The following is a 25971-nucleotide window of genomic DNA, read 5'->3' on the forward strand; positions in this document are numbered from 1 at the left end:
TTGTTAGGAGGAACATATTTGATAAAGGTGCGTTATTCATTATAGATATTACAAAGCGAAGGAAGCGATCTTTTGTTTAAATATATTCTTCAATTTCTAATTGGCGGAGTTGTGTTATTATTTTCGACACTTGCGGCTTGGTACGAAGGAAGTGCGATTATTGAGAAGAGTTTGGAATGGAATTATTCGACTCCATTTACACACTTTTTAGGTATAGAAATAACAACAGGAAAAGAAATAGTTGTGATTGATTACTTCGTATATGCATTAAAATTCCAACCATTCTTTCCGATGTTAATGTTGTTAAGCTTGTTTTATATAATTGGAATTACGCTAGTTTTAGTTGGAAAAAAGAATATACACTTTGGCATGAAATTAGCCTTTCTATGTGGAATAGTATTCTTGTGCACAAGTACTCTGTTTTATAAATCAACAACTGATGGTGGAAGAATATTCTTTTATCTGTTGCTCACATCTTCGATTCTAACAACCCTCATTTCTGGATTCCTATACACCCAACAAAGGTATAAAGAACAAATAGTAGAATAAATTGATTGGTTAGAGAACATAAAAACGCTTGGAGAAATGAACTCCAAGCATTTTTTGAACCTATTATTAAATACCACCAGTAACTGGGATTGATTCACCAGTGATTGCAGCTGCTCCTTCAGAAGCTAAGAATACAGCAGTTTTACCAATTTCAGATGGCTCAAGTAAACGTTTGATCCATTGTTTACCTAAGATGTGGTGATTTAATGCTTCTTCTACAGAAGTACCATCTTTCTCAGCTAATACTGGTAGTTGTTTTTCAATTAGTTCAGTACGTACTGGACCTGGTTCGATACAGTTAACTGTAATACCGTTTGTAGCATTTTCTAAAGCGACTACTTTAGAGAATCCAGTTTGTCCTGCTTTAGCAGCACAGTAAGCTGATTTGTAAGCATCAGGAACACGGCCATGAGCAGATACGATGTTGATAATACGACCATAATTTTGAGCTTGCATTGATTTTAATGAGTGTTTAGTCATTAAGAATGTACCTTTTAAGATAACATCGTTTAACAGATCCCATTTTTCAACTGGGAAGTCTTCTGTTCTTGAAATGAATTGTAAACCTGCGTTGTTTACAACTACGTCTACAGAACCGCGTTCAGCGATTACAGCGTCGATTGCAGTTTTAACTGAAGTTTCATCAGTTACGTTTACTTTGTAACCTTTTGCGTTTCCTAATTTTTCAGCAGCAGCGATTGCAGCTTCTTCATTTAGGTCAAAAATAGCTACGAAGTCACCATTTGCAATGAATTCTTGTGAGATTGCATATCCAATACCTTGAGCTCCACCAGTGACAAGAACTGTACGATTAGTTGTTTTCATAATATATAACCTCCAAAAGTAATTAATGTAATTTTGATTTTATTATTATTGGAGAAGAACTCTCATCTTCTCCAATTCTTTTAATATAAGAAAATACCTAATAATAATGCAGCTATTAAAGCTAGTAGGTTTGGAACTGTCATAATGATGAATGCGTATTTGAATCCATTTTTATGAGTTAAACCTGTTAGAGCAAATAGAGATAAAACCGCACCAGAGTGTGGTAAACCTGTAAATACTGCGGATGCAATCGCTGAAATTCGGTGCATTGCATCAGGGTTAACACCCATTGCTAAGTAACTTTCCGCAAATGCTTCCATCGCAATACCAAGCCCACCTGAAGCTGATCCAGTAATTGCCCCTAATGCTGTAGAAGCAATTGTTAAACTAATTAGAGGATCACCGGGCATACCTAGAATAAAATCAGAAATAACTTTAAATCCTGGTGCTAATGTAATAACAACCCCAAATGCTACAGATGCGGATGTAAAGAAGATTGGCATAACTGATCCATTGGCACCTAAGCTTACCGCTTCTTTATGAGAAGGAATGTATTTGTGGAATAGGATTGCAGATAGAACTACAGCTGCACCTAAACCGATTAATACAATATTATCTACTTCCATCGCACTACCAACAAAAATAATGACGATTAAGACTAAAATAGGCAAAATACTTAAGAAGAAAGATGGTATCTTTTCTTTTAACTCTATTTGTTTTTCATTTTTCTCATCTACTTTGAAAACTTCTTTATTTCTGATACTTTTATTTAAAGCTCTCTTCATGTACCAAATACCAGTACCAATTGCTACAATTGTCGCGACAATCCCAATTAAAGGTGCTGCAGTTAAAGTAGTTCCTAAATAAGTTGTTGGTACAACGTTTTGAATAGATGGTGTACCTGGTAACATTGTCATAGTAAATGTTCCAATCCCTAAAAATACAGGAAGAACGATTAAATTCCATGCGATGTTTAATTGTTTAAACAGTGGTTTCGCTAATGGAATAACAACGAATAATACTACGAATAAACTAATACCACCGTAAGTTAAAATTGCACTGATTAAAAAGACTGCTACTAATACGGGAAATGGTTTATCTGTTCCTGTAATTTTTAGTACCTTTTGTGCAATTGATTGTGCTGCACCACTTTTTTCAATATACTGTGCTAATATTGCACCTAATAGGAATACTGCAAAGTAGTTTATTATAAATCCTGTAAGCCCTGTCATAAATGAGGCTTCTGTTCCAATTAAACTTGGGAAGAAGTCCATACCATTTGTTAATATAACGATAATTGAGGCTACAGGAGCGATGAAGATAATACTGAATCCTTTCATTGCCATAATTACAATGACAAAGATTGCTATAAGAATCCCTAAAGTTCCCATATCACTTGTCCTCCTGTTTTTCTAGCTGTAAATATGAATTTTTCTTGACAGAATGTGATCACATTTAGAATTATGTCATTAGTTTGTCAAAACTTATAATACTTATTTTATTATTGCTGGTATAACTTTTTAGTTATTATCCGGTTTTTTAGTAAACGCTTACATAGCGAGGGAGGGATTGTTCGTAATTTCCTAGTAAATTTCCCATGATAGGGGTAAGTATAGCGAATAATCTTCGTAATAGATGGATTGAGGAGTAAAGAAATGAGAGAAAATTTATCACTAGATTACTTACAAGCTATTGAAGAATATGGGGGTTTTTCACACGCAGCAAATGCACTTTTTGTTTCACAACCATATTTGAGTAAATATATAAAAAACTTAGAGGAGAAGATTGGAGTCGAGTTAATCAACCGTCAAGTTACACCTATAAAATTGACTTATGCAGGTGAAATGTATATTGCATATATGAAAGACATACAAAAAACTTACGAAAAAATGCAACATGAACTTGAAGCGATTTCTAATTTGAAAAAGGGCCGGTTAACAATTGGAATTAATCCCATTCTTGCTTCCCATACGTTGTACAAATTTCTTCCTCAATTTATGGACAAATATCCGGGCATTGATGTTCAACTTGAGGAAGCGCCTGCTGCTGAAATGGAGGCTCTAATCCTTCAAAATAAGATTGATATTTGTTTAAATATGCTTCCAATTTCAAATTCAGATTTAGTTTATGAAAGATTATATGAAGAAAATATTTATCTAGTAATTCCACCGGGTCATGAGTTATATGATAAGAACTATACAAAGCCGAAGCATATCCCATTTAATCCATCTCGGTTAAATAACGATAAATTTATTTTATTAAAACCAGGATTAGGCTTGCGCCGATTAACCGATCAAATTTTTGAGCACTACGATATTAAACCAAACATAATACTGGACACGAATAATATCGAAAATGCATTCAGATTAGCTAATAGCGGGTTAGGAATAACATTAATTCCTGAATGTGTTGTAACACGAGACCAACTTGTAATTAATTCAAATCTATATACGATTGGAAATCCAACTTATAAAAATAATGTTGTTATTAGTTACAAAAGAGATTCTGAACTATCTCCTGCTGCAATGGCATTTTTACAATTTACTAAAGATAAATATAAGCAATTTTAAAAAAATCAATAATCTTTCAACGATGTTTTTTCGAAGAAAGATTATTGATTTTTACTATATTTACTTTGCTAGTTGAACCGGAACCCATTTTCTTACACTGTTGATAAGCCAGATGCTTGTACATCTTTCTAAGTCGGCTAAAGTTAGTATCTTCTCTTTTACTCTGCCTTCTCTAATAAGGGCTTCACGATATGTGCCTGATAGTAATCCACTTTGGATAGGTGGTGTCCAAAGTGTACCTTCTATTTCAAGCACGACATTTCCATTTGTAAATTCCGTTAAATCTTCGTTTTCATTCCAAAGAAGAATATCGAAATAATCTTTGAATTTGTCTTGGTATTCTTCATACATTTTTCGATGCGTGGTTTTATGATAAAGAAAAAGGTTTTCTTTATTAATAGGCTTGTCAGCTAACGTTACGGTCATTGGCGACATCATCGTTTTCAACTGGTTAGCCTCGATAGTGAAGGCACCTGTTTTATTTAAAAGTAAGCGAATTTTATATTCATTGATTTTATGTTCTCGGGCAATTCCTAAAAGTGCTGATTGGACTTTTTCTATGTTAAAAGGAAAGCCGAAGTACTTAGCAGATTTAGATAAACGGTTAAGGTGTTCTTCTAATAAGAAAAACTCACCGTCTGTTAATAAGATACTTTCCAACAGTTGAAATTGTGGTACATCTCTCTCCAGAAAACTAGCTTTTGCAAGAACTTCGTGATATTCTCCATCAGCAGTAGAATCCCAAGTAATCCCACCACCAACACCATAAGTTGCTTCACCGGTTTGTTGATCGATGACTACGGTTCTAATTGGTACGTTAAACACCGCTTCACCATTAGGGGTAAAGTATCCAATGGCTCCACAGTATACTTCGCGTGGCGTGTTTTCTACTTGAGCAATAATGTCCATCGTACTGATTTTAGGAGCTCCAGTAATGGACCCACATGGGAATAGTGCTTTGAAAATATCAAAGTAACTTGTATTCTGTGAGATTTTTGCCTTAATGGTAGAAGTCATCTGGTGAACGGTAGGGTAGTGTTCAATTTCAAACAATTTTGTTACCTCTACTGATCCTAGTTCTGCAATTCTTCCTAAATCATTCCGAAGCAAATCGACAATCATTACATTTTCGGAACGATTTTTTTCAGAATGATAGAGCCAACTAGCGTTATCTTCATCCTCGGCAACGGTCTTGCCTCTTAAGACAGTACCTTTCATAGGGCGTGTTGTAATTTCATCGTCTTCTATATGGAAAAAGAGCTCTGGTGAAGCTGACAAAATACTATGTTCACCTGTATTAATATAAGCGCAATAATTTGATGATTGTGCTCTTTTTAATTTTTGAAATAATGCTAGGTCATCACCTTTGAAGGTGGACTTCAGTCGAATTGTATAATTCGTTTGGAAAGTATCGCCTTGTTCAATCGATTGTTTTATTGACTTAATAGCTGAATGGTACTCATCAATGCTAACAGTTGGTTCCCATTTATCAACATGATAAGTACCTGAGCTTGCAAGTGACTCTTTAAGAGGTTCTGAAAAAATACCAAACCATAAAAGTGGCATTGTTTGTCCTTCTCTAACTTTATAGGCAGCATCAAAGGCTGGGGCACTTTCATATGTAAGAAAACCTGCGGCATAGTATCCTTTTTGAACTGCATTTTGGATTTGCTCTATACAAGGTAAAATTTCTTCTACCTTAGTTGCCATTATTAATTGAATCGGATTTCGAAAAGTTAATGGCTGGATCTCGCCATTGGATGATGCAAATTCAAAGGAAAGAATTGCCGATAGCTCGTTTAAAGATGTATTTTCCATGTTAGTGATCCTTTCTTCAATTCGTCTAATATTCATATTTCTCTAACATATAACAAAGTGAGCAAGATGGCTATGATAATGATGATTTTCTAAATACGTTTGAAATTAATGCGAAATGTCCATGAGACGGCTTGTCTTAGATAAAAGGGCTTGAAAATACGGAAAAATGTCCATGAGACTGCTTATCATGGACAAAAAAGGGCTGAAATTACGAAAAAATGTCAATGAGACGGCTTATCATGGACAAAAATTGCTGAATTTACGGGGAAATGTCCATGAGACGGCTTATCATGGACAAAAATGGATGAAATTACGGAAAAGTGTCCATTAGACGGCTTGTCATGGACAAAAAGGGTTGAAATTATGAAAAAATGTCCATGAGACTGCTTATCATGGACAAAAAAGGCTGAAATTATAGAAAAGTGTCCATGAGACGGCTTGTCATGGACAAAAAAGGCTGAAATTACGGAAAAGTGTCCATGAGACGGCTTGTCATGGACAAATAGGCTTGAAAATACGGAAAAATGTCCATGAGACGGCATGTCGTAGACAAATAGGCTTGAAAATACGGAAAAATGTCCATGAGACGGCTTGTCATGGACAAAAAAGAGCTGAAATTACAGAAAAGTGTCCATGAGACGGCTTATCATGGACAAAAAAGGCTGAAATTATAGAAAAATGTCCATGAGACATTTCCCATGGACAATATTTTTAAGTAGAACTTAACAAGTTCCAAATTTTAACCTTTTGTCTTCAATACCCTAATGAGACGGATACCTTTTCATCCCCAAAGTAGAATTCAAATTGAGTTTGAGAACGATGTTGCTTTTCAAAAGTTATTCTGTGAACGAGTACATTTTCTTTTATCAAATCTTCATGATTTGAAATTTTACTAAGAGTTTCATCAGTAGCTGAGAAATTGATTGAAATGTATTTCTCAACAGGCAAATCTAGTTTCTTTCTATTATCTTGTATCGCTCGGATTAATTCTCTTACTTGACCTTCATCTAATAGTGAGGGAGTGAGAGTAACATCCAAAATCACTTTAAGATGATCATCGCCAGCTAATTCAAATCCTTTGACCACTTCATAATCGACAACAATATGATCTTTCTTTAACTCAACTGTTTGACCATTTACGATTAATCGTAGATGACCGTTTGTTAGTAGGGACCTTTTATCTGATTCAGTCATCTGATCTACATATTTCTTCACATCATTTACTAACTTCCCAAACTCAGCACCTGCAGTTTTAAAGTTTAACTTTAATAATGTAGATTGGTAACTAGTTAAATCATCTGTAAAGACAAGATCTTTCACATTTAACTCTTCAGTTATGATGCTTGAAAAGACGTTTAAAGATTGGTGTCCTTCATGATTCCATACAACCAGTTTCTGCAAAGGTTGTTTCACCTTCAAGTTTTTGCTATTCCGAATACTCCGACCAAGTTCCACAACTTTTAGTACGGTTTTCATATTTGATTCTAAAGTTTCTTTCAACGCAGCTTCATTCACTGTGGGGTAATCTTGTAAATGGACACTAGTTAGGTTTAGCTTAAAGTGAATATCTTCCACAACAAACGGAACAAATGGTGCCAATAAGCGAGAGACTGTTGTTAGTGTTTCAAAAAGCGTTGAAAAAGCAGCTCTTTTATCTTCTGACATGCCAGATGCCCAAAAACGAGTTCGCGATCTTCTAACATACCAATTGCTTAATTCATCAACGAATATTGCAATTTCTCTAGTGGCTTGAGTAAATTGGTAACGTTCCATATATTCATTAACTAGCTTTACTGTACTGTTTAAGCGGGAAAGGATCCATTCATCAAGGATCGATCTTTTTCCAAGGTGCTCATTTACATAAACAAAGCCATCAATTTTAGCGTACATCTCATAAAATTTATAGGTATTATCTAGAGTATCAATTAATTTTGAACGAGCATCTTGGACAATCTTTTTGGAAAAACGCTTCGGATTCCAAGGCGAACTATCTACTAGGAAAGCCCATCTAAGTGCATCTGCACCGTACTCCGAAATCAACTCAACAGGATCTAAAGCATTACCTTTACTCTTAGACATTTTCTGTCCATGTTCATCTAGGACATGCCCAAGGGATAAGACGTTCTTATAAGGTGTATTACCTGTAAAAAGGGTTGAAACTGCTAGTAAACTGTAGAAAAATCCTCTAGTTTGATCGATTCCTTCAATCACCACATCAGCAGGGAACTGAGATTTGAACTTTTCCAAATCACCAAAAGGATAGTGATACTGTGCAAAGGGCATTGAACCACTATCAAACCAAACATCAATTACTTCATGGGTTCTATTCATAACGTCATTACATTTTGGACAAGCACACTGTACTTCATCGATATAAGGTTTGTGCAACTCAATTTCATTTGAAATTTGAGTTGTCGCAACCCTCTGTAATTCCTGGATGCTGCTTGGAGCTTCCTCATGCCCACAACTAGAACAAACCCATACATTTAATGGAGTTCCCCAGTACCGATTTCTACTGATATTCCAATCCATCAGATTTTCAAGGAAATTGCCAAAACGTCCATTTTTAATATGGTCAGGATACCAATTCACGGAGGCATTGTTTTCAAGCATTTTATCCTTCAGTGCTGACATCTTTATGAACCAACTATCTGTTGCGTAATAGAGTAGGGGAGAATCGCATCTCCAACAATGAGGATAGCTATGTTCATACTTTTCTTTAAGGAAAAGCGTCCCCTGTTCAGAAAGCATCTTTATAATATCTACATCGCAATCTTTTACAAATCTTCCTGATAGGTCAGTAACTTCTGAAGTATAACGGCCTTGTTGATCCACTACATTAATAAAAGACAAACCATTCTTCTGAACAGTTTTGTAGTCATCTTCACCGTAAGCTGGAGCAATATGAACAATTCCTGTTCCGCTATCTTCCGTAACATAATCAGCAAGAACAATCTGGTGCCCTTTCTCAACAGATACATAATTAAATGGAGGGGCATAACGAACTCCATCAAATTCACGGCCATTATGTTCACTTAGGACCAATACATCTTCACCAAGAACTTTGCTCACTAAAGATTTAGCAACAATATAAACTTTGTTCCCCATCTGAACTCGAACATAAGTTAAAGCAGGATTAACTGCGAGAGCTACGTTTGCAGGTAATGTCCAAGGGGTTGTTGTCCAGCCTAAGAAATATTCATTCTCAACATCAATTCGTTTAAATTTTACGGTAGCCGATAGATCCTTTACGTCTTTGTAGCCTTGTGCTACTTCATGTGAACTTAAAGTCGTTTGGCAACTAGGGCAGTATGGAGATACGCGGTGACCTTTGTACAATAGCCCGTCTTTGTGCACCTTACTCAATATGTTCCACACACTTTCGATATAGTCATTGCTTAACGTTAAATACGGATTATCCATATCAACCCAGTAACCTAAATCTTCCGTAAATGAACGCCATTTTTTCTCATAGGTAAAAACACTCACTTTACATTTGTTTATAAAGGCTTCCACACCGTAGCGTTCAATTTCTTGTTTCCCAGAGATTCCAAGTTGCTTCTCAACACCAAGTTCAACTGGAAGTCCATGTGTATCCCAACCGGCTTTTCGCTCAACTAGATAGCCCTTCATCGTTTTGTAACGCGCTACTACATCTTTAATTGTTCGACCAAATGCATGCCCGACATGGGGAAGACCATTTGCAGTTGGGGGTCCTTCATAAAAGACGAAAGGTGTTTTTCCTGTTCTCATTTCTACAGACTTATGAAATGTGTTTTCTTCTGACCAAAATTTTCGGATACGTTTCTCACGATGAACAACGGTTTCCTTACTAACACTAGCATTCATAGATATCGCTCCTATACAAAATAATTTTGTAAAAGACATACTAGCAATGCTTATACGTTTGAACGCAAAAAACCCCGTCCCAAGAAGGGACGGGGTTAACCCGCGATACCACCCTAATTCTATTGATCCGCTCAATAGCACTTAGCAACGTACAATCATACGCGGTCCTTTTAACGGTAGACTCCCGGTCAGACTTACTTAATTTCAGCCTAACTTCTCAGAGAGGATTTTTCACGTAACTTTTGAACACTGACTTGCACCGATTGTCAGCTCTCTGGGGATCAAAACGAAACGCTACTTTTTCTCATCAACGAATTTGTATGCTTTTATTGGATTGAATATTAACATAGATAAATATAAAAGTCAAATAATTCTTACAATTGATATCCGGTGATATTCTTTTTCAAGTACGACTTAAAGAGGATTAATGCTTTATTTATAGAATTCTAAATTAGGAGATGGATTTAAGGCGGCTTATACAAAGGGGGAGTATCGTGTTTCCAATTTTAGAAACAAAGAGACTCGTATTAAGGGAAATTACGAAAGCAGATGCTGATGCGATATTTGAGTGCTTTTCAAATGAACAGATCATGAAATATTACGGAAGTGAACCATTTCAAAAAATTGAACAAGCTATAGACTTAATTGAGCTTTTCTCCAAAAACTATTTAGAGAAAAAGACAATTCGTTGGGGAATAGAACTAAAAGAGAGTAAAGAGTTCATAGGAACGGTTGGATATCACGCATGGGCACCAAAGCATCGAAAGGCCGAAATTGGGTATGAAATTCATCCTGATTTTTGGCGAAAAGGATATGCTTCTGAAGCAATTGAGAAGATCGCCGAGTATGGATTTAATGAGATGAATTTAACTAGAATTGGAGCAATTATATATCTTGAAAACCATGCATCTTATAAGCTGTTAGAAAAATTAGGTTTTCTAAGAGAAGGTGTACTGAGGAAAAATATGTATCAAAATGGTGCTCCACATGATACATACGTCTATTCATTAACAAAATAATGGATTTAACTAAATGAATACCATAAATTCGCACATTGGGAGATTAATATGAACGAACTAATTGTTAAAGAAATGAATCGCGGCTTTGCTGAAGAAATCTTAAGCTGGAAATACGAACCACCTTATGACTTATATAACAACGAATTGAGTGAGGATGCTATTCAAGAATTATTAACTAGTAATTATAAGGCGGTAGTAAATAACGATAATGATCTTATTGGGTTTTATTGTGCAGGTAATTCAGCGCAAGTTCCGGCTGGTCATCAATTTGGTGTCTACAAGGAGTCGTATCTTGATTTAGGCATAGGAATGAAACCTGCCCTAACAGGAGCGGGCAATGGCACAAAATTCTTTTCGTTTATTTTGGAACAGATTCAAAAAGATCATGAACTTCCACTTCGTTTAACTGTTGCAAAATTTAACGAGCGAGCAATTCGCCTGTATGAAAAGCTTGGGTTTGTTAGAGAGGCAGAATTCAAAAACACAACTACTGAATTTATCACAATGGTGAAAGAAAATTAGATTTATAGGTGTTTATCCAAGATGGATAAGCGCCTTTTCAATTTTTTTGAATAAACTAGATAATATTTATAGGTATTGAAGGTGTTTGGTTTGTTTGTTAAAATAAGTAAGTTTACTAGAAGAATATTAATGATAATAAATCATAAATAGTTAATGGTTTTGTTTAATTGAGCTTTGACAAATAGTGATGATGATTCATAGGTAAATAATCATTCAATATAGAAGTTCCAAACCTGAGGAGGTTAAGTAAATGAATAAACAGGAAAGTAGCTACAGATGGGTGGTTTATGGTACAGCTTTAGTAGCATATTTTTTAATTGTCACCCTCCGAACTGCACCTGGACTGATTACGGACCAATTAATGAAGGATTTTCAAGTGACCGGTGCAGTCATTGGTATTATTAGTAGCATTTCCTTTGTTGCATATGCAGCACTGCAGATTCCATCAGGTTTACTATCTGACAGATTCGGACCTAACCGTTTTTTAATTATTGGGACCTTTTTAACAGGTATTGGAAGTATTATATATAGTACGGCTGGAAACGAATACATGTTAATGTTCTCTCGATTTTTAGTAGGTATTGGCGATGCAGCGATATTTATCAATTTAGTCTTAATCATGACCCAGTGGTTTGTTGGTAAAGAGTTTGTTAAATTACTAGGTCTCGTTTCATTAGTTAGTAGCTTTGCATCATTAGCTGCAACCGTACCTTTTACAATGTGGATATCATATGCAGGATGGAGAACACCGTTCTTTAGTGTCGGAGTTATATTAGTAGTATTAACGTTTGTGCTTTATTTCGTTCTTGTCTCGAAACCTAAAAAATTATTTAAAGAAGAATTAGAGTTAGATGAACAAAAGAATACACCTCAAATTAAAGAAGGTGTTTGGAAAATTTTAAGAAGATTAAGCACAACACGTCAGGCTTGGGCTACCTTTCTTTGCCACTTTGGTCTGGTTGGAGGATATATAGGATTTATCGGTTCATGGGGTGTTCCATATGGCATACATGTTTTTGATATGACCCGTGCCGAGGCTAGTCAGTTAATTATGTATGGACTTTTTGGTGCGATATTTGGAGGTCTATTCATTAGTTGGGTATCAAGTAGAACAAATTCCATTAAAAAGCTATATACAGCTGTGCACCTCGTAGTAGTTCTCAGTTGGATTGGATTGTTTTTATCAGGTGTGAATCCTACATTTTTGCTAGTCCTTGGGTTATTCGTAGCCATTGGTTTTGGTAATGGCGCTGCTTCTTTAACCTTCGCCATTGTAAGAGAATCTTTCTCAGTAAAAGAAGTAGGGGCGGTTACTGGATTTGCGAATATGGGCGGATTTACGAGTGCCGTTTTATTGCCTGTAATTTTCGGAAGTATATTAGATTTATTCCCCCAAGATTCTATCAATTTAGGATATCATTATGGATTTATCATTCCGATTATATTTTCAACTATGGGGCTAATCGGGGTACTATTAGTTAAGGAAAGAAAAGTGGAAAAAACACTATCTTAATAGTGAAAAAGCGTTAATCCAAGAAGGATTAATGCTTTTTTTGGCGAATTTTTAAGTAACATTCCAGAAACCGTTTACAATTGAAAGTGATGTGTGAGAAAATGGAAACCAATTTACGTAACAGACTTTCTGAAATCATAGGTGAAATTAAAGAAATTTCACTACTAGAAGAACAAGGCTGTACTTCTGAAGTACGAAAAATCATAACTAAGGGCGAAACCTATCTGTTGAAAAGTTCGTTTAATGAGAGATACAGAGAATGGCTAAAACAAGAATCAGAAGTTTTAAAAAAATTAAAAAATGAGAATATCATTCCTGTTCCGAAATATTATGGTTATATAGAGGATCATGAAAGTAACCACGTGATCATGTCATTTGAAAACGGGATTTCGTTAACATCTTCACTGAAAAAAGCGAATACTATAGAAAAAAAGAAATCATTAATACAAAGTTTTGGGCAATTACTACATCAATTACACGAAACAAAGCTAATCCATGAGTTAAGCACGAGTGATGATTGGCTAGAATATCAGTTAAATAAAGCACAACAACATCTTGAAATTGGCAATGTAGATGGCACTTTGGAGCTGTTAACTAAGCTAAAAGCAACAGTGCCAAATCCAGTGAAACAAACGATGATTCACGGTGATTGTACAACAGACAATGTACTTGTTATAGATGGAATAGCTAGTATGTTTATAGATGTATCAGCTATGACGGTCGGTGATCCTCGGTATGATATTTCTTTAGCAATTAGAAAGTTTAAAGACAATGAAGAATTTATAAAGGCTTTCTATACTGGTTATACTCGTTACAAGGTAACAACTGAAGAACATAAGTTTAATGAGGGGTTATATGAATTCTTCTAATCTTGGTCCAGAGGAGGAAAGAAATGCTTTCTAGAAAATTGTACGCAGCATTCATAACATCCGTCATTGGTTTTTTTATCGCTCCGCTCCTATTTGAATTTGGTACGGGCTACAACCTTTTTATTGGATTAGCAGTCAGTTTAGTAGCAGTTCCAACACTATTTGTAGGTGGGGTTTTATCTTCACTAGCAATTGAGCATTACAGTAAAAGTGATGCATTGTTGCTTTCCTATTTTAAACATTTAGTTTGTGCACTCATATGTGTATTATTATTTACGATTGTTTCAGGCAGTCTTTTATTATCTGCTCTCGTAATTGGAATTGTATATGTAACAATTTTCTTTATAGTTGATGTGCTAACAAAATATGTAGAAGCTCGTTCAACTTTATTTAACTAGTCATTCGAGCTTTCTTAGCGTCAATCCAAATAAAGGATTGGCGCTATTTTTGTGGAATAATAAATATTGAAAGGGGGGATAAAGTGGAGTTCAAATTATTGCAAGATGAAATAGATGATTTAGTTCAGTTAATGACTATGAATAAGTGGGATTATCATGGAAGTGTACACGTACATGAAAAGTCAGTTCGAAAAAATTACAAAAAGGGATACTACCAGGATGACAGGGAGACTTTTTGGATTATTGATCAGGGGGTAAAGGTTGGTGTCCTCATTATTAATGATATAAGTGATTCAATTCCCATTTTTGATATGCGATTAGATGAGGAGTACAGAGGTAAGGGGTACGGAACAAAAACGCTGATTTGGTTAAAAGACTACCTATTTGGCGAGAAAGCTAAAATTCGCATTGAGGGTTATACGAGAGCTGACAATATTGGAATGAGAAAGTGCTTTTCAAATGCGGGTTTTGTTAAGGAAGGGTTTCTTAGAAGTGCGTGGGAGAATGATGATGGAACAGTTGCTGATCGCATAGTATATGGTGCAATTAAAGGTGATTGGGAATCTGGAATAACAACACCAATAAAGTTAAATGAAGTTCCATATTAGAGTACTTAAAAATATAAAATGTTATGGGGTTGATTCAATGATTATTTGGATTAATGGAGCCTTCGGTGCAGGGAAAACTGAAACGGCTAATGAGTTACATAGGAGAATTCCAAAGTCTTTTATTTATGATCCTGAAATACTTGGTCAAACAACACGCTGGGTTATTCCAAAAGAGATAGGGAAAGCAGATTTTCAAGATTTCGAGGTTTGGCGAGAAGGGAATTATTGTTTCCTAAAATATTTAGCACGTGAGTATGATGGTGTCTTAATTGTGCCAATGACTATCGTAAATCCACAGTATTATGACGAAATTATTGGAAGACTTAGAAATGACGGAGTTACAGTGAATCATTTTGTGCTTTCAGCTACAAAAGAAACGATAGATAATCGATTGTTGGGTCGAGGAGAAGAAATTAATTCATGGGCTTCACAACAAATTGATCGTTGTTTAAAAGGATTAAGAAATGAAAGATTCCAGCCACGAATAGAAACCGAGCAACTATCGATTTCAGAAGTAGCTGAAATGATAGCAGAAATGGTTGGTGTGGAATTACTTCCTGCAACTCATAAGTGACATATTAATATAAATTAGTAAAGCGCTGATCAGTGGAGGATTAGCGTTTTTTGAAGTTTTGATGTGGAATCCTAGCTTTGAAAGCTACTCATGCTGCAATTAATACCCATAGTTAATGGAAAGTAGAGAGAAAGTTTTGTGTTTCCTGGTTCCATTGTTTACACTAAAAAATATGAATTTAATCTTTGGAGGAACAACCTTTGAAATATATAATTTTTGACTTTGATGGAACTCTTGCTGATTCCACGGATGTATTTATTAAAGCATGGAATTTATTTGCGCCAAAATATCGGTATGACCCTATTGATATTGAGGATGTTATTGCTACAAAACATATGTCACTTTCGCAAAGAGCAAGAGAATACCATTTTCCGATGCATAAATTACCGTTAATTATGCCAAAGGTGTATCGCTATTTTAAAGAAAATGTTAAGGACGTCAAGCTGTTTGAAGGGATAAAAGAAATGCTTAATGGTTTGGCTGCTGAAGGTTACCAAATTGTTGTACTTTCATCTAACGCGAAAGAGAATATCGAACTTTTGCTTAAGCAAGAAGGGGTAGTGTCAGTTAGCGAAGTTTTAACTTCTAGTAGAATTTTTGGAAAAGATACCGTTCTAAAAAAATTTATGAGACAAAATCAAGTGACTCCGGACCAAATACTTTATGTGGGCGACGAATTACGAGATATTCAAGCGTGTAACAAAGTAAATATACCTTTTATGTGGGTAAGTTGGGGAATTGATGGTTTCGATCTTGTTGAGAAGGAAAATCCGAAATTTGTAGCCCATAAACCAGAAGAAATCTCTGAAATATTAATAGGAAAATAGAATTAGATGTTACAGGGTCGGAAGGTGTTAAATAGATGTCATCAAAAGATAAAGTGCGCTTAGGACTTAGCAAAAGTGTGGTTTTGAGTGTTTTTAATGGACAAACGGGGATCAAAATGTAGTAAAACTGTCCAATATAGGGCGGCGTATAAAGGACGGACAAATTAAAGCCAAAGCCTGATAGAAAAATCTTTAATCCCCGTTATGAAAGACATTTGGCACACATTTATATTCAGAAATGTCGTTCAAAGGCATGATGAAAGCCATTTGGCACCGATTTAAGTTTAGAAATGTCGTTCATAGGCATGATGAAAGCCATTTGGCACCGATTTAAGCCCAGAAATGTCGTTCATAGGCATGATGAAAGCCATTTGGCACCGATTTAAGCCAAGAATTGTCCTTCATAAGCATATTGAAAGCCAATCTCCACGATTTCCATCAAAAAAAGTCCTCCATTGGCATCATGAAGGACTTTTTCAACCTTAATTGCTCCAACCCCAAATAACCTTAAGTAACCTCAACACCCGCAAAAAATTTATCCTTTTAATAAAAACTCATTTCCATCTTCATCTTTGAATTGTACAAATGAGCCAAACTGCATTTCTTGGAGTTCGCCTAAAAATTCCACACCACTTGCTTTCATTTTTTCATACGTATCTTTCACGTCTTCACTCTTAAAAACAATCGAAGCCTTCATATTTTCAGAACCTTTCATCATCGCTTTTGGGTAAAGTACTAATCGGCTCTCAGCTCCTTTTGGCGCTACTTCAAGCCAAGTTGCGTTTGAACCCATTGGATGTTCAGCAACAACCTCAAACCCTACTTTTTCTGTCCAAAATGTTTTTGCCTTTTGTTGATCTTCTACATAAACTGCTACAGTTGCGATTTGTTTTATCATAAGTTTTACCTCCAATTTAATACCTCTCTAATTATAATTACATTCCGCTAAATTAGCTTATCGAATGCTTTAAAATTAAAGGAATTCATAAACCAATATAGAAAAAGAAAAGTAACACAATCATTTGGAGGGGTTGCAATGTTTTTTGAAATGACGATTCAAATTCGAGTAAATGATTTTCAAAAAGGACAAGAGTGGTATGAGACTTTATTACAAAGAAAGCCTGATTACATACCACACGAAGGTTTTATTGAATGGGAAGTGACACCGGGATGTTGGTTGCAGGTTGCTGAGGGAACACCTACAGAAGGAAGCGGTCCGATTCGCTTTGGGGTGAAAAATATCGAAATAGAACGCGAACGACTAATAAAGGAGCTACAAATTGAATCGTTCGAGGTATATTCAAAAGAAGGTGTTCCTGTAAAATGGGGGACATTCCAAGATCCATGGGGAAATTTGCTCGGGAACTATGAATACCTAGATAAAAAATTAGAAGAAGACCGTTTGACCCAACTTTTAGGAAGCAAAGAATAGAATTTCAATTATTGTCACAAAACACAAAAATAAATTCCTTAGTGCCCGAAGTATTATTTCGAGGCACTTTTTTAATATTAAGTAGAACAGAATTTATCAGAGGAATGATGTTAATGAACAACAAATTAAGGATGCTATTCATGTTTAGCTTAGGATTACTTTTATGTTTTGGATTAATAGCGCTAAATATTAGTAGGTATAAATATATAACATCAGACAGTGTTATCATATCCTTAATTCAAGGGCTTGAAGCACCTACATTAACATCAGTTATGATTTTTTTTACCGAACTAGGATCGTCTAAAATTATATATTTAATTGGTGCGTTCCTACTTATCTTTTTATTTACTGTCATAAAGAAACGTTCACAACTTATTTTAATTCCAATCGTTTTCATTGGAGCGCGGATGCTAAATCAAATTTTGAAAGCACTTTTTCATCGTGAACGTCCCGATTTAAATCGCCTCATAGAAATCGGTGGATACAGTTTTCCCAGCGGACACGCCATGAACGCAATGGCCTTTTATGGAATCGTCACCTTTGTAGTATGTAGGCACATTTCAAGTCGTTGGGGGCGAACATTAACCATACTAATTGGCAGTCTGTTAATATTAATGATTGGGATTAGCAGGGTATATCTAGGTGTTCACTACCCGAGTGACGTTATTGCAGGCTATTTTGCGAGTGGATTTTGCCTAGTAATTGTTATTTGGATATACTATCTTTTTAAAGAAATGCGGCAATCGAGAAATCGTGAAGGTAATGAAAAAATGCTGCCATAGAATTCAATCGTGAATTCTATGACAGCAATTAAAATTGATTAATTTAACAATTTTTCTACACGTTGTACTACCTCATCAGCAGATAAACCGTGAGCGTTAATAACAGATCCTTCAGTAACAATGTCGCTGATTCCCATCACGTTTTCATCTTGTCCAGTAATAACGCATGCAGCACAATTTTTTGCATCTTCTTCATTACGAAGTTGTTTTACTTCATAACCTTTAGCTTTTAATGCAGCTTCTACGTTTGATAATGATTGTTCAACACCAATGATGTTAGCCATAATTGTTCCACCTCCTATATGTAATGTGTCATATCGGTATATGAATTATTCGCTTAATTTCACTATTTTTTAATAAGATCAACTGTCAATATTACTTTCCTTTAAAGTTACGTTAGATTAGGAAGGTTTTTTGGCTTTTCATGTTGAATCTATTTTATTGGTAATGGAAATTTCATTCGACTATGAATTCACAGGAGTGGGGAAGATGATTCTAGGGGTACATCATGTTCAAATTACAATTCCTAAAGGCACAGAAGATGCGGGGAAAAGGTTCTATTGTGAAGTTTTAGGGTTGCAAGAAGTTGAAAAACCCGATTCACTAAAAGGGCGTGGGGGATTTTGGATTAATGTTGGTGACCGAGATGTACATATTGGAACTGAAGATGGTTTTGACCGACTAACGACTAAAGCTCATATTGCATATGAAGTAAAGGATATCGGTTTTTGGAGAAATCGATTGTCAGAAGAAGATATAAAAATAATCGAAGCGGTTTCAATTCCAGGTTTTGACCGATTTGAATTCAGGGATCCATTTGGCAACAGGGTAGAAATAATTCAAAGAATCGATTAAATTTTTACGATAATTTAAAGAGCCAATTACCTAAATGACTAAAGGTAATTGGCCTTAATTATTTTTTCATATTTTTAGAGTGAATTTTCAATTCACCGACTATGTTACTTTTCATCGAATCATCTATTAACAATTTAATACCATACTCTGCTGAGTTTTTCCGTTCCTTTTTCCACATAATCAATCCATTTAGCTGGAAGGGTTTATCGTTTATGTTAAAGGTAATAGAAAGAATTGGTTGTTTTAATTTAATGTCAGGAATATTTAATTCTGAAGTCATTCGAATGCCTTCAGGGCTAATGTCAACAATCTCTGCTTTACCAGATGCAGAGTTTACTTCACGTCCATTAATACTAACTATTTTAAATAGTGCCGGTACCGGTTGACCAAATGAATAACGAAATGATTCGTTTCTCTTAAATTGCAATCGTAATCCCCCCAAACTTATTGTAAACGAGGTTAACTATTTCTACTATTATAATCACTAAACTTCTTCCTGAAAATAGATTTTATAGAACTTCCGATTTGTCGTCTCGTCATAACCGATTTCAATTAATTCATTCATCTGCTCTATATTATGGACATTCACTTGAATTTCGATATTTGAATCGAGTTTAATTTTACGTTTATAACTTTTTTCCGCTTTAATAATGGCACTTTCAGAAATAACTGTTTCATAAGGTTTTACTGTATTTACGATAACATCCTTCTGAGTGGAATCCGCTTTATCAAATACTGTTTCAATATATTCATCGGCATGAAATTCTTCTTCATTTCTAAAATAATCTAATGTCTTATTTAGTAGCTCTAATTTTTCAGGATTTGAAAAGCTTTCTTCTTTTAAAATATATTTTTTTACTTCAGTTAAAGCGAGGTTTGTATTGTAATAATATTCATCCGCTACTTTAATCTTTAAAAAACGTTCTTGCCAGTATACAACATCTTCTTTTTTCTTTGTTTTAATAAAGACTAATGGAGGCTCGTCAGCTCCCATATCCACAATAACGGCCATGTTGTTTATTTTCTTAACGTTAATGCCGTCAATTCCATTTACGGTAACTTTATCTTCATCGTTTTTTACGTCCAAAAATATTTCTTTATCTTCAATTTTCACAATTGCTAAAGCTTTTTTCGTTGCACCTGTAGTCATAATACAATTTTCAAACAATCCGATAAACAGCTCACCATTTTTAATGCCAGGGTGTCCTGAAGAACTATTAAGGTGTGTTGCTATATTTTTTGATTGTTCTAAAAAACTATCTTCTTCGTCAAAGATAGAACTGATATATGTATAAACTTCATTTAAACCAAGATCGGTTTCGTGGAAAAACTCGTATTGCTGATCCCAATCTATTTTATGAAATGCTAATTGAGTAAATGCTGCCTGTAAAAGAATCTCAGGCTGTGTGAAAGCTTCGTCATTTAAAACAAGATGCTCTCCAACATGATGCATTACGTACTTTACTAATTTACTTTCACTAACATCGATCATTATTTCACCTTCATATCTGTCATTATCCGAATCTATACAATAACATATACTAATCTACTTTTTCATGTATTATTAATGGAAATATATCTAGAAATTAAAAGGGGAAGAGCCTTTTTATGATGAAATATTATTTGAAAGAAACGTCTCCGGTTTAAAACACTGTAGTAATGAATGAATAGATAATTATTTTGAGAATGAGAGGACTGAATATCATGACCTTCGATGAAATTATGCAAAAGTTAGAAGAATTAGGTTCAGAGCAAACAAAACAAATCTATGCAAATCATGGAGTAAGAGAGCCTTATTTTGGAGTTAAAATAGGGGACTTAAAGAAATTAGTCAAGTTTGTTAAAAAAGATCATGAATTAGCATTAAAATTATATGATTCTGGAAATCATGATGCAATGTATCTAGCAGGTCTTTCGGTAAACCCAAAACTTATTTCAAAGGAAATACTACAGGAATGGGCTGAAAAAGCGTATTGGTATATGGCCGCAGAATATTCCGTTGCACAAGTCGCTGGGGAGAGTGATTATGCCCTTGAACTTTCTAGAGAGTGGATGAAGTCCGGTGAAGAAATGATAGCGGTATGTGGTTGGAGTACTTACTCAAACTATATTACAATCACTCCAGATGAACGATTAGATTTAATAGAAATACGAGATTTGTTAAATCAAGTGAAAAATACCGTTCATCAAGAGCGAAATCGGGTTAGATACGTAATGAATGGCTTTGTCATATCTGTTGGTGCTTATGTGGCCGAATTAACCGAAGAAGCAAAACAGGTTGCTGAGCATATAGGAAAAGTACATGTAGATGTAGGCAATACTGCGTGTAAGGTACCTCTTGCGAATGATTATATTAAGAAGATTGAAGAAAAAAACAAAGTAGGATTAAAGAGAAAGACTTGTATATGTTAATAATTGAAATTAAGCGTTGGTCCAAAAGTGGATCAACGCTTTTTTACTTTACTAATTAAAGGAATTGCATTTGACAACACAAGTAAATAATACCTGCATGATTAATTAGTATTAATATGATATAAAGTAAATAAAATTCTAGTATTTTTAAAATAAATGTTAACTTAAATGTAACAAGTATAGTAAAAATAGTATTGATACTTTACAAAAATTGCAATAAGCTATAACAGTCTTTTTATAGAAAACTTATAAGAAATTATACGGATTAATCTATTAAAAGTATGTATGTTCAACTTATGTGATAAGGTGTGTTATTAAATTGAAGCGAATCGATAATTTCTTTAATATAAATAGTTTAAAAGGAAGATTACATTTTTGGTTTTTAAGTTTTCTTGCATTAGTCGTTCTAGCATCAGCGATTCCATTTGTCTTTTTAGAAATACATCATCAACGTGAAGAAGCAAAAGAAAACTTTGATAAAATGATGGATGTGCAGCAGTTAGTTGCTGAAACTTGGTTAAAGAATCGAAAAGCATATATTACCTCGCTTTCTCAAAGTATAGAATTGCAATCATCTAATGAAAATAAAAATGAATTACTTAAAACATTTGCACGTAATGACAATGAATTTTTAGGTATAGGTTTTGTAAACCGTGATGGAGTAACGGAGATTTATACATCTGGCTATACTGGAATAGATGTTTCGGATCGTGACTATTATCAAGAAGCCAAAAAGGGGAAAGTCTTTGTTACTGATGTAATTATTGGTAAGGTCTCTAAAAAGCCCCTTATTGTTGTCTCAGCTCCAGTATATGACCGCGAGCATCAATTCCGAGGGTTAGTCTTTGGAACGATTGAACTTAGTACAATCAGTAAAGTAATGCAACAATTCCAGGATAATGATAGGGAAACTTATTTGGTTGATGGAACTGGAATGATCATTACTAAAACCAGGCAGGGTAAAGTAGGCGAACTGCTTAAAACAAGTATCATCGAAAATGCTGTAAATGGAAGTGGGAATCACTCCTATTATGCCTCTAGTAGTGGAGAAATGGTACTAGGATCTTATCGCTGGGTTCACAATAAAAAATGGCTAATTATTGGGGAAATTAAACAAAGTACGATTCACAAACCAGTATACGAATCGTTATTAATCTTTTTTGGGATAATATTACTAATTGTAATTTTCGGTTCCGTTTTACTAATAAAAATATCCAAACAAGTTGGGGAACCTATACAAAAAGTACTAGAGAGTACAACGAAATTTGCAGAGGGTAATTGGGGTTATCGAATTGACCCTTCATCATATAAAGATGAGGTAGAAGAACTTCAAGAGTTGAGTGGAAACTTCAACCAAATGGCGGACATGATTGAATCATACATATACTCCGTTGCTAAAAGTGAAGAACAATTCCGTACGATTATGCAATATTCAAGCGATATGATTACAATTCATGATACATCCGGAAAATATTTATACGTCTCACCTGCTGGTAAAGAAATATTAGAATACGAAGATGAAGAAATATTAGGGCATGACAGTTATATATTTATTCATCCTGAAGATCGAGAGCAAATCGTAAAAGGGCATGAAGAATTATTACGTACTGGTTATGTGGTGACAACTTACCGAATTCGGAAAAAGAATAATGAGTATATTTGGTTCGAATCATCCGTTAAATATATGAAAGAACAAAATGAAGATGACTCAAGACTATTTACAGTATCCAGAAATATTACCGAAAGAAAAATGGTTGAGCAACAACTTCAAGAAGCAAATAAGTTACTTAAAGAACTATCCACGAAAGATGGATTAACAGGAATTTGGAATCGACGCAGTTTCGATGAGACTTTAGACAAAGAGTGGAAACGAGCAGAAAGAAATAATCATCCACTGTCCCTCATTATGCTAGATATCGATTTCTTTAAAGCATATAACGATACGTACGGGCACCAAGGTGGAGATGATTGTTTAAGAGAAGTAGCTAATGCCATTAAGAATTCTATCGAACATGAATCGGATATGGCATTCCGATATGGAGGCGAAGAATTCGGCATTATTCTTCCTGAGACAGACGTGATCGGTGCTAAAACCGTTGCAGAAAAAGTTAGAAGTACAATTGAAAACTTGAAAATCTCACATGTAGGTTCTAAAATACAAGACTTCGTTACCATCAGTTTAGGTACGGCAACAATTATTCCTACAAAATATAAAAATGCAGATTCTCTAGTAGAGTCTGCCGACAAAGCTTTATATCAAGCAAAACAAGAAGGTAGAAATTGTGTGAGATCGTACCAAAAAGATTGAAAGAGGAAGCGTTTATCCCCAAAAAAGGGTAGACGCTTTTTTCTATTTCTTATCGGAGAGAAGAAATTATTCTATTCAGCAAATAGTGAAACGAATTCAGGGTTCATTCGACAAATTAAATAGATGGATGTAAAGGAGGAGAACCTAAGTGAAAAACATCAAGAAGTTAACATTCGTTGGAGTTAGTGTATTTATGCTAGCTATTTTAGGGGCATGTGGAAATACGGAACAACAAAATGAAACAGAAGAATCTGCTGAGAACTTAGCCGGTGGTACAATGCTAGCAGGGGAGGAAGCTCCTGAAATTACAGGTACATTAAAAAGTATTGAGTCAAATGATGAAGTGGTCATCACTGTTAGTGGTGACGACGTAACATATCGCTTATCCGAAGAAGCAAAAACCCAATTAGAAAATAAAGAAGTCGAGTTGGGTAATGAAATTACTTTTACAACTTTCTCAATCGGTGATGCAAAAGAATCAGTTGCAGAGTTTATTGTGGAATAAAGGATTAATTTGATAAGCGTGATTTAAGGCAGTCAATATATTTATCATTGTGCTTACTACTAGAGTTTATTAACTTTAGAACTTTAAACAAACAGGACTATTTTTCTGGCACATGCTAATGAAAAATAGTCCTTACTACATTTTATTCTTTCCTACGTTTCCGCTCAATAGGACAGTTCTTGCAAAAGCTCCCTTTACTCTCAGTTAAATAGGACAAACAGCAAGTGATTCTTTTATGAGGAGTTCCATCTAATATACTTATACTATCAATTGAACTTCTAAAGTGTAAAAAGGGATTTTCAATATATTCACCAAATACATCACCTTTACCTATTGATGTCATCCAATCAAAATCATCTATGATTATATGGTGTTGATCCACATAATGATTATCTGCTAGTAAGTTTGAATACATCCAAACAATATATGTATAAAGATTTTCCCACATAATTCGTTTAGATAGCTTGGAGACTTTAGTTAAGTAACTAAATAACACATCTATATGGTTTGAAAAAATTTCAGTTAATACTTCGCGTCGCCAGTTTAGTCTGTCAGTTTCCAGTGCAGGGCTTAAATGTAATCTCTCAAATTTTATCGAGGGCAGCCAAATCGTATCCGATTCATCGAAGGTTTGAATGGATAGGTTATCTGCCGAAAAATCCATACGTTTGTTCATTACACTCATTGAATATAACGCTACTAATACTGCAAAACTATACCTTTTCACAAAGAGTGAGGCAGCTACACTTAAGTTGGCTGCCTTTGTCTTTGTTTTTACTTCTGTTAAATACAAATGAAGCTTATCTTCATTCAACAAAAGAGATACTTGAGAGGATAAATCAGAAGTGCCAGTCTTGTAAGTTAACCGATACTTTTCCTCCAACACAGACATTTCATTAGGCGTGAATGTGGATAACATCTTTTTTCACTCCATTCATTAACCTACCTTTCCCATACGGAACACACATTGGAGTTCCAAAAACCGGATCTGGAACCACTTCACATTCTAAATTAAATACACCTTTTACTAATTCACGATCTACTATGTCTTCTGGTTTTCCTTGTGCGTAAACCGCCTTATCCTTAACGGCAACGATATGGTGTGCATATCGACAGGCTAAATTTATATCATGTAGTACCATTACAACTGTACGTTTTTCTTTTTCATTTAATTCAAATAGAAGGTCTAAAACCTCAATCTGATGGGTTAAATCAAGATAAGTAGTAGGTTCATCTAATAAAATCGTATCTGTATCTTGAGCTAATGTCATGGCAATCCATGCACGCTGTCTCTGTCCGCCAGATAACGAATCAACTAACCGATTTGAAAGTTCGGCCATACCTGTTGATTGTAATGCGTGATGGACGATTGCCTCATCCTTTGAAGACCATTGTTGGAACCATTTCTGATATGGATAGCGGCCTTGCTTCACTAATTGTAATACAGTTAAACCTTCCGGTGAAACTGGGCCTTGAGGTAAAATGGCTAGCTTTTTCGCAATTTCCTTTGTTGGAAGTTTGAACATCAATTCGCCATCTAACAAAATCGAACCGCTTTGTGGTTTTAGCAATCGTGCCATTGAGCGAAGGAGAGTGGATTTACCACAACCATTACTACCAATCAACACAGTTATTTTACCGTGTGGGATGGTAAGGTTTAATTGATCTAAAATAATTTGATCCCCATAAGATAAGGTTAAATTTCTCGTTTCTAAAACATGCATAATGGTTCACTC

General features: G+C 34.9%; 26 protein-coding genes and 1 other annotated feature. Of the genes, 16 read left to right on the forward strand and 10 right to left on the reverse strand.

What is annotated here, in order from left to right:
* Positions 1 to 72 precede the first annotated feature (72 nt).
* The gene (locus CD29_RS14770; protein ID WP_036188481.1) at positions 73 to 549 is read left to right on the forward strand and encodes a DUF4306 domain-containing protein; all 477 of its coding nucleotides are present in this window, start codon (positions 73 to 75) and stop codon (positions 547 to 549) included.
* A 66-nt stretch (positions 550 to 615) separates the two neighbouring features.
* Here CD29_RS14770 and CD29_RS14775 read toward each other — a convergent pair whose 3' ends face one another.
* Positions 616 to 1374, reverse strand: coding sequence for a 3-hydroxybutyrate dehydrogenase (locus tag CD29_RS14775; protein WP_036188484.1), 759 nt, complete (start codon positions 1372 to 1374; stop codon positions 616 to 618).
* Positions 1375 to 1454: 80 nt separating this feature from the next.
* Entirely contained in the window at positions 1455 to 2765 is a 1311-nt protein-coding gene (locus tag CD29_RS14780; RefSeq protein WP_036188486.1) for a GntP family permease, read from the reverse strand.
* 264 nt (positions 2766 to 3029) lie between these two features.
* Here CD29_RS14780 and CD29_RS14785 point away from each other — a divergent pair, with 264 nt between their 5' ends.
* Complete coding sequence (locus CD29_RS14785) at positions 3030 to 3944, forward strand: LysR family transcriptional regulator (RefSeq protein ID WP_036188489.1); 915 nt, start codon at positions 3030 to 3032, stop codon at positions 3942 to 3944.
* A 60-nt stretch (positions 3945 to 4004) separates the two neighbouring features.
* Here CD29_RS14785 and pabB read toward each other — a convergent pair whose 3' ends face one another.
* Together pabB and ileS are read right to left on the reverse strand one after the other, a co-directional pair.
* Positions 4005 to 5762, reverse strand: a complete 1758-nt coding sequence (gene pabB, locus CD29_RS14790) for an aminodeoxychorismate synthase component I (RefSeq protein ID WP_036188491.1) — start codon at positions 5760 to 5762, stop codon at positions 4005 to 4007.
* A gap of 753 nt (positions 5763 to 6515) precedes the next feature.
* The gene (gene ileS / locus CD29_RS14795; protein ID WP_036188494.1) at positions 6516 to 9611 is read right to left on the reverse strand and encodes an isoleucine--tRNA ligase; all 3096 of its coding nucleotides are present in this window, start codon (positions 9609 to 9611) and stop codon (positions 6516 to 6518) included.
* Between the two features lie 82 nt (positions 9612 to 9693).
* Positions 9694 to 9931 (reverse strand) — a binding site (T-box leader).
* A 174-nt stretch (positions 9932 to 10105) separates the two neighbouring features.
* Between ileS and CD29_RS14800 the strand changes: the two genes are divergently transcribed.
* The 8 genes from CD29_RS14800 (at position 10106) to CD29_RS14835 (ending at position 15941) form a co-directional block, all read left to right on the forward strand.
* Positions 10106 to 10630, forward strand: a complete 525-nt coding sequence (locus CD29_RS14800) for a GNAT family N-acetyltransferase (protein WP_036188497.1) — start codon at positions 10106 to 10108, stop codon at positions 10628 to 10630.
* Positions 10631 to 10678: 48 nt separating this feature from the next.
* Positions 10679 to 11152 (forward strand): GNAT family N-acetyltransferase, encoded by a 474-nt coding sequence (locus tag CD29_RS14805; protein ID WP_036188500.1) that lies wholly within the window; start codon positions 10679 to 10681, stop codon positions 11150 to 11152.
* A gap of 250 nt (positions 11153 to 11402) precedes the next feature.
* Entirely contained in the window at positions 11403 to 12665 is a 1263-nt protein-coding gene (locus tag CD29_RS14810) for an MFS transporter (protein WP_036188503.1), read from the forward strand.
* Positions 12666 to 12766: 101 nt separating this feature from the next.
* A complete protein-coding gene (locus tag CD29_RS14815; protein WP_036188505.1) occupies positions 12767 to 13534 on the forward strand; it encodes an aminoglycoside phosphotransferase family protein in 768 nt (255 codons plus the stop codon).
* Between the two features lie 23 nt (positions 13535 to 13557).
* Positions 13558 to 13932, forward strand: coding sequence for a hypothetical protein (locus tag CD29_RS14820; protein ID WP_036188507.1), 375 nt, complete (start codon positions 13558 to 13560; stop codon positions 13930 to 13932).
* An 83-nt stretch (positions 13933 to 14015) separates the two neighbouring features.
* The gene (locus CD29_RS14825; protein WP_036188508.1) at positions 14016 to 14540 is read left to right on the forward strand and encodes a GNAT family N-acetyltransferase; all 525 of its coding nucleotides are present in this window, start codon (positions 14016 to 14018) and stop codon (positions 14538 to 14540) included.
* A gap of 37 nt (positions 14541 to 14577) precedes the next feature.
* Complete coding sequence (locus CD29_RS14830) at positions 14578 to 15114, forward strand: AAA family ATPase (RefSeq protein ID WP_081976281.1); 537 nt, start codon at positions 14578 to 14580, stop codon at positions 15112 to 15114.
* Positions 15115 to 15314: 200 nt separating this feature from the next.
* Positions 15315 to 15941, forward strand: coding sequence for an HAD hydrolase-like protein (locus CD29_RS14835; RefSeq protein WP_036188511.1), 627 nt, complete (start codon positions 15315 to 15317; stop codon positions 15939 to 15941).
* Between the two features lie 535 nt (positions 15942 to 16476).
* On the opposite strand, the gene CD29_RS14840 is transcribed toward CD29_RS14835, so the two are convergent.
* Entirely contained in the window at positions 16477 to 16839 is a 363-nt protein-coding gene (locus CD29_RS14840) for a VOC family protein (protein WP_036188513.1), read from the reverse strand.
* Between the two features lie 138 nt (positions 16840 to 16977).
* Between CD29_RS14840 and CD29_RS14845 the strand changes: the two genes are divergently transcribed.
* Together CD29_RS14845 and CD29_RS14850 are read left to right on the forward strand one after the other, a co-directional pair.
* Entirely contained in the window at positions 16978 to 17373 is a 396-nt protein-coding gene (locus tag CD29_RS14845) for a VOC family protein (RefSeq protein ID WP_036188516.1), read from the forward strand.
* Positions 17374 to 17513: 140 nt separating this feature from the next.
* Complete coding sequence (locus CD29_RS14850; protein ID WP_235801850.1) at positions 17514 to 18155, forward strand: phosphatase PAP2 family protein; 642 nt, start codon at positions 17514 to 17516, stop codon at positions 18153 to 18155.
* A 38-nt stretch (positions 18156 to 18193) separates the two neighbouring features.
* Here the strand turns inward: CD29_RS14850 and CD29_RS14855 are convergent, their stop codons facing one another.
* Positions 18194 to 18439 carry a YkuS family protein gene (locus CD29_RS14855; RefSeq protein WP_036188521.1) on the reverse strand — a complete coding sequence of 82 codons (246 nt, stop codon included), beginning with the start codon at positions 18437 to 18439 and terminating at the stop codon, positions 18194 to 18196.
* A 205-nt stretch (positions 18440 to 18644) separates the two neighbouring features.
* Here CD29_RS14855 and CD29_RS14860 point away from each other — a divergent pair, with 205 nt between their 5' ends.
* On the forward strand, positions 18645 to 19010 hold the full coding sequence (locus CD29_RS14860; RefSeq protein ID WP_036188592.1) for a VOC family protein: 366 nt from the start codon (positions 18645 to 18647) through the stop codon (positions 19008 to 19010).
* Between the two features lie 58 nt (positions 19011 to 19068).
* Here CD29_RS14860 and CD29_RS14865 read toward each other — a convergent pair whose 3' ends face one another.
* Both CD29_RS14865 and CD29_RS14870 read right to left on the reverse strand, forming a co-directional pair.
* Positions 19069 to 19437: a PilZ domain-containing protein gene (locus CD29_RS14865; RefSeq protein ID WP_036188524.1), complete on the reverse strand. Its 369-nt coding sequence runs from the start codon at positions 19435 to 19437 to the stop codon at positions 19069 to 19071.
* Between the two features lie 57 nt (positions 19438 to 19494).
* Entirely contained in the window at positions 19495 to 20502 is a 1008-nt protein-coding gene (locus CD29_RS14870; protein WP_036188527.1) for a nucleoid-associated protein, read from the reverse strand.
* Between the two features lie 212 nt (positions 20503 to 20714).
* Between CD29_RS14870 and CD29_RS14875 the strand changes: the two genes are divergently transcribed.
* From CD29_RS14875 to CD29_RS14885, 3 genes are all read left to right on the forward strand, one after another.
* Positions 20715 to 21422 carry a DNA alkylation repair protein gene (locus CD29_RS14875; RefSeq protein WP_036188529.1) on the forward strand — a complete coding sequence of 236 codons (708 nt, stop codon included), beginning with the start codon at positions 20715 to 20717 and terminating at the stop codon, positions 21420 to 21422.
* 319 nt (positions 21423 to 21741) lie between these two features.
* Positions 21742 to 23730, forward strand: coding sequence for a diguanylate cyclase domain-containing protein (locus tag CD29_RS19735; protein WP_052124190.1), 1989 nt, complete (start codon positions 21742 to 21744; stop codon positions 23728 to 23730).
* Between the two features lie 148 nt (positions 23731 to 23878).
* Positions 23879 to 24235: a hypothetical protein gene (locus CD29_RS14885; RefSeq protein WP_036188532.1), complete on the forward strand. Its 357-nt coding sequence runs from the start codon at positions 23879 to 23881 to the stop codon at positions 24233 to 24235.
* 142 nt (positions 24236 to 24377) lie between these two features.
* Here the strand turns inward: CD29_RS14885 and CD29_RS14890 are convergent, their stop codons facing one another.
* Both CD29_RS14890 and CD29_RS14895 read right to left on the reverse strand, forming a co-directional pair.
* On the reverse strand, positions 24378 to 25154 hold the full coding sequence (locus tag CD29_RS14890; RefSeq protein ID WP_036188535.1) for an IucA/IucC family C-terminal-domain containing protein: 777 nt from the start codon (positions 25152 to 25154) through the stop codon (positions 24378 to 24380).
* Entirely contained in the window at positions 25132 to 25959 is an 828-nt protein-coding gene (locus CD29_RS14895) for an ABC transporter ATP-binding protein (protein WP_036188538.1), read from the reverse strand. The genes CD29_RS14890 and CD29_RS14895 overlap by 23 nt, the downstream gene beginning before the upstream one ends.
* Positions 25960 to 25971 lie beyond the last annotated feature (12 nt).

Source organism: Ureibacillus manganicus DSM 26584, from assembly GCF_000772945.1.
Taxonomy (GTDB): domain Bacteria; phylum Bacillota; class Bacilli; order Bacillales_A; family Planococcaceae; genus Ureibacillus; species Ureibacillus manganicus.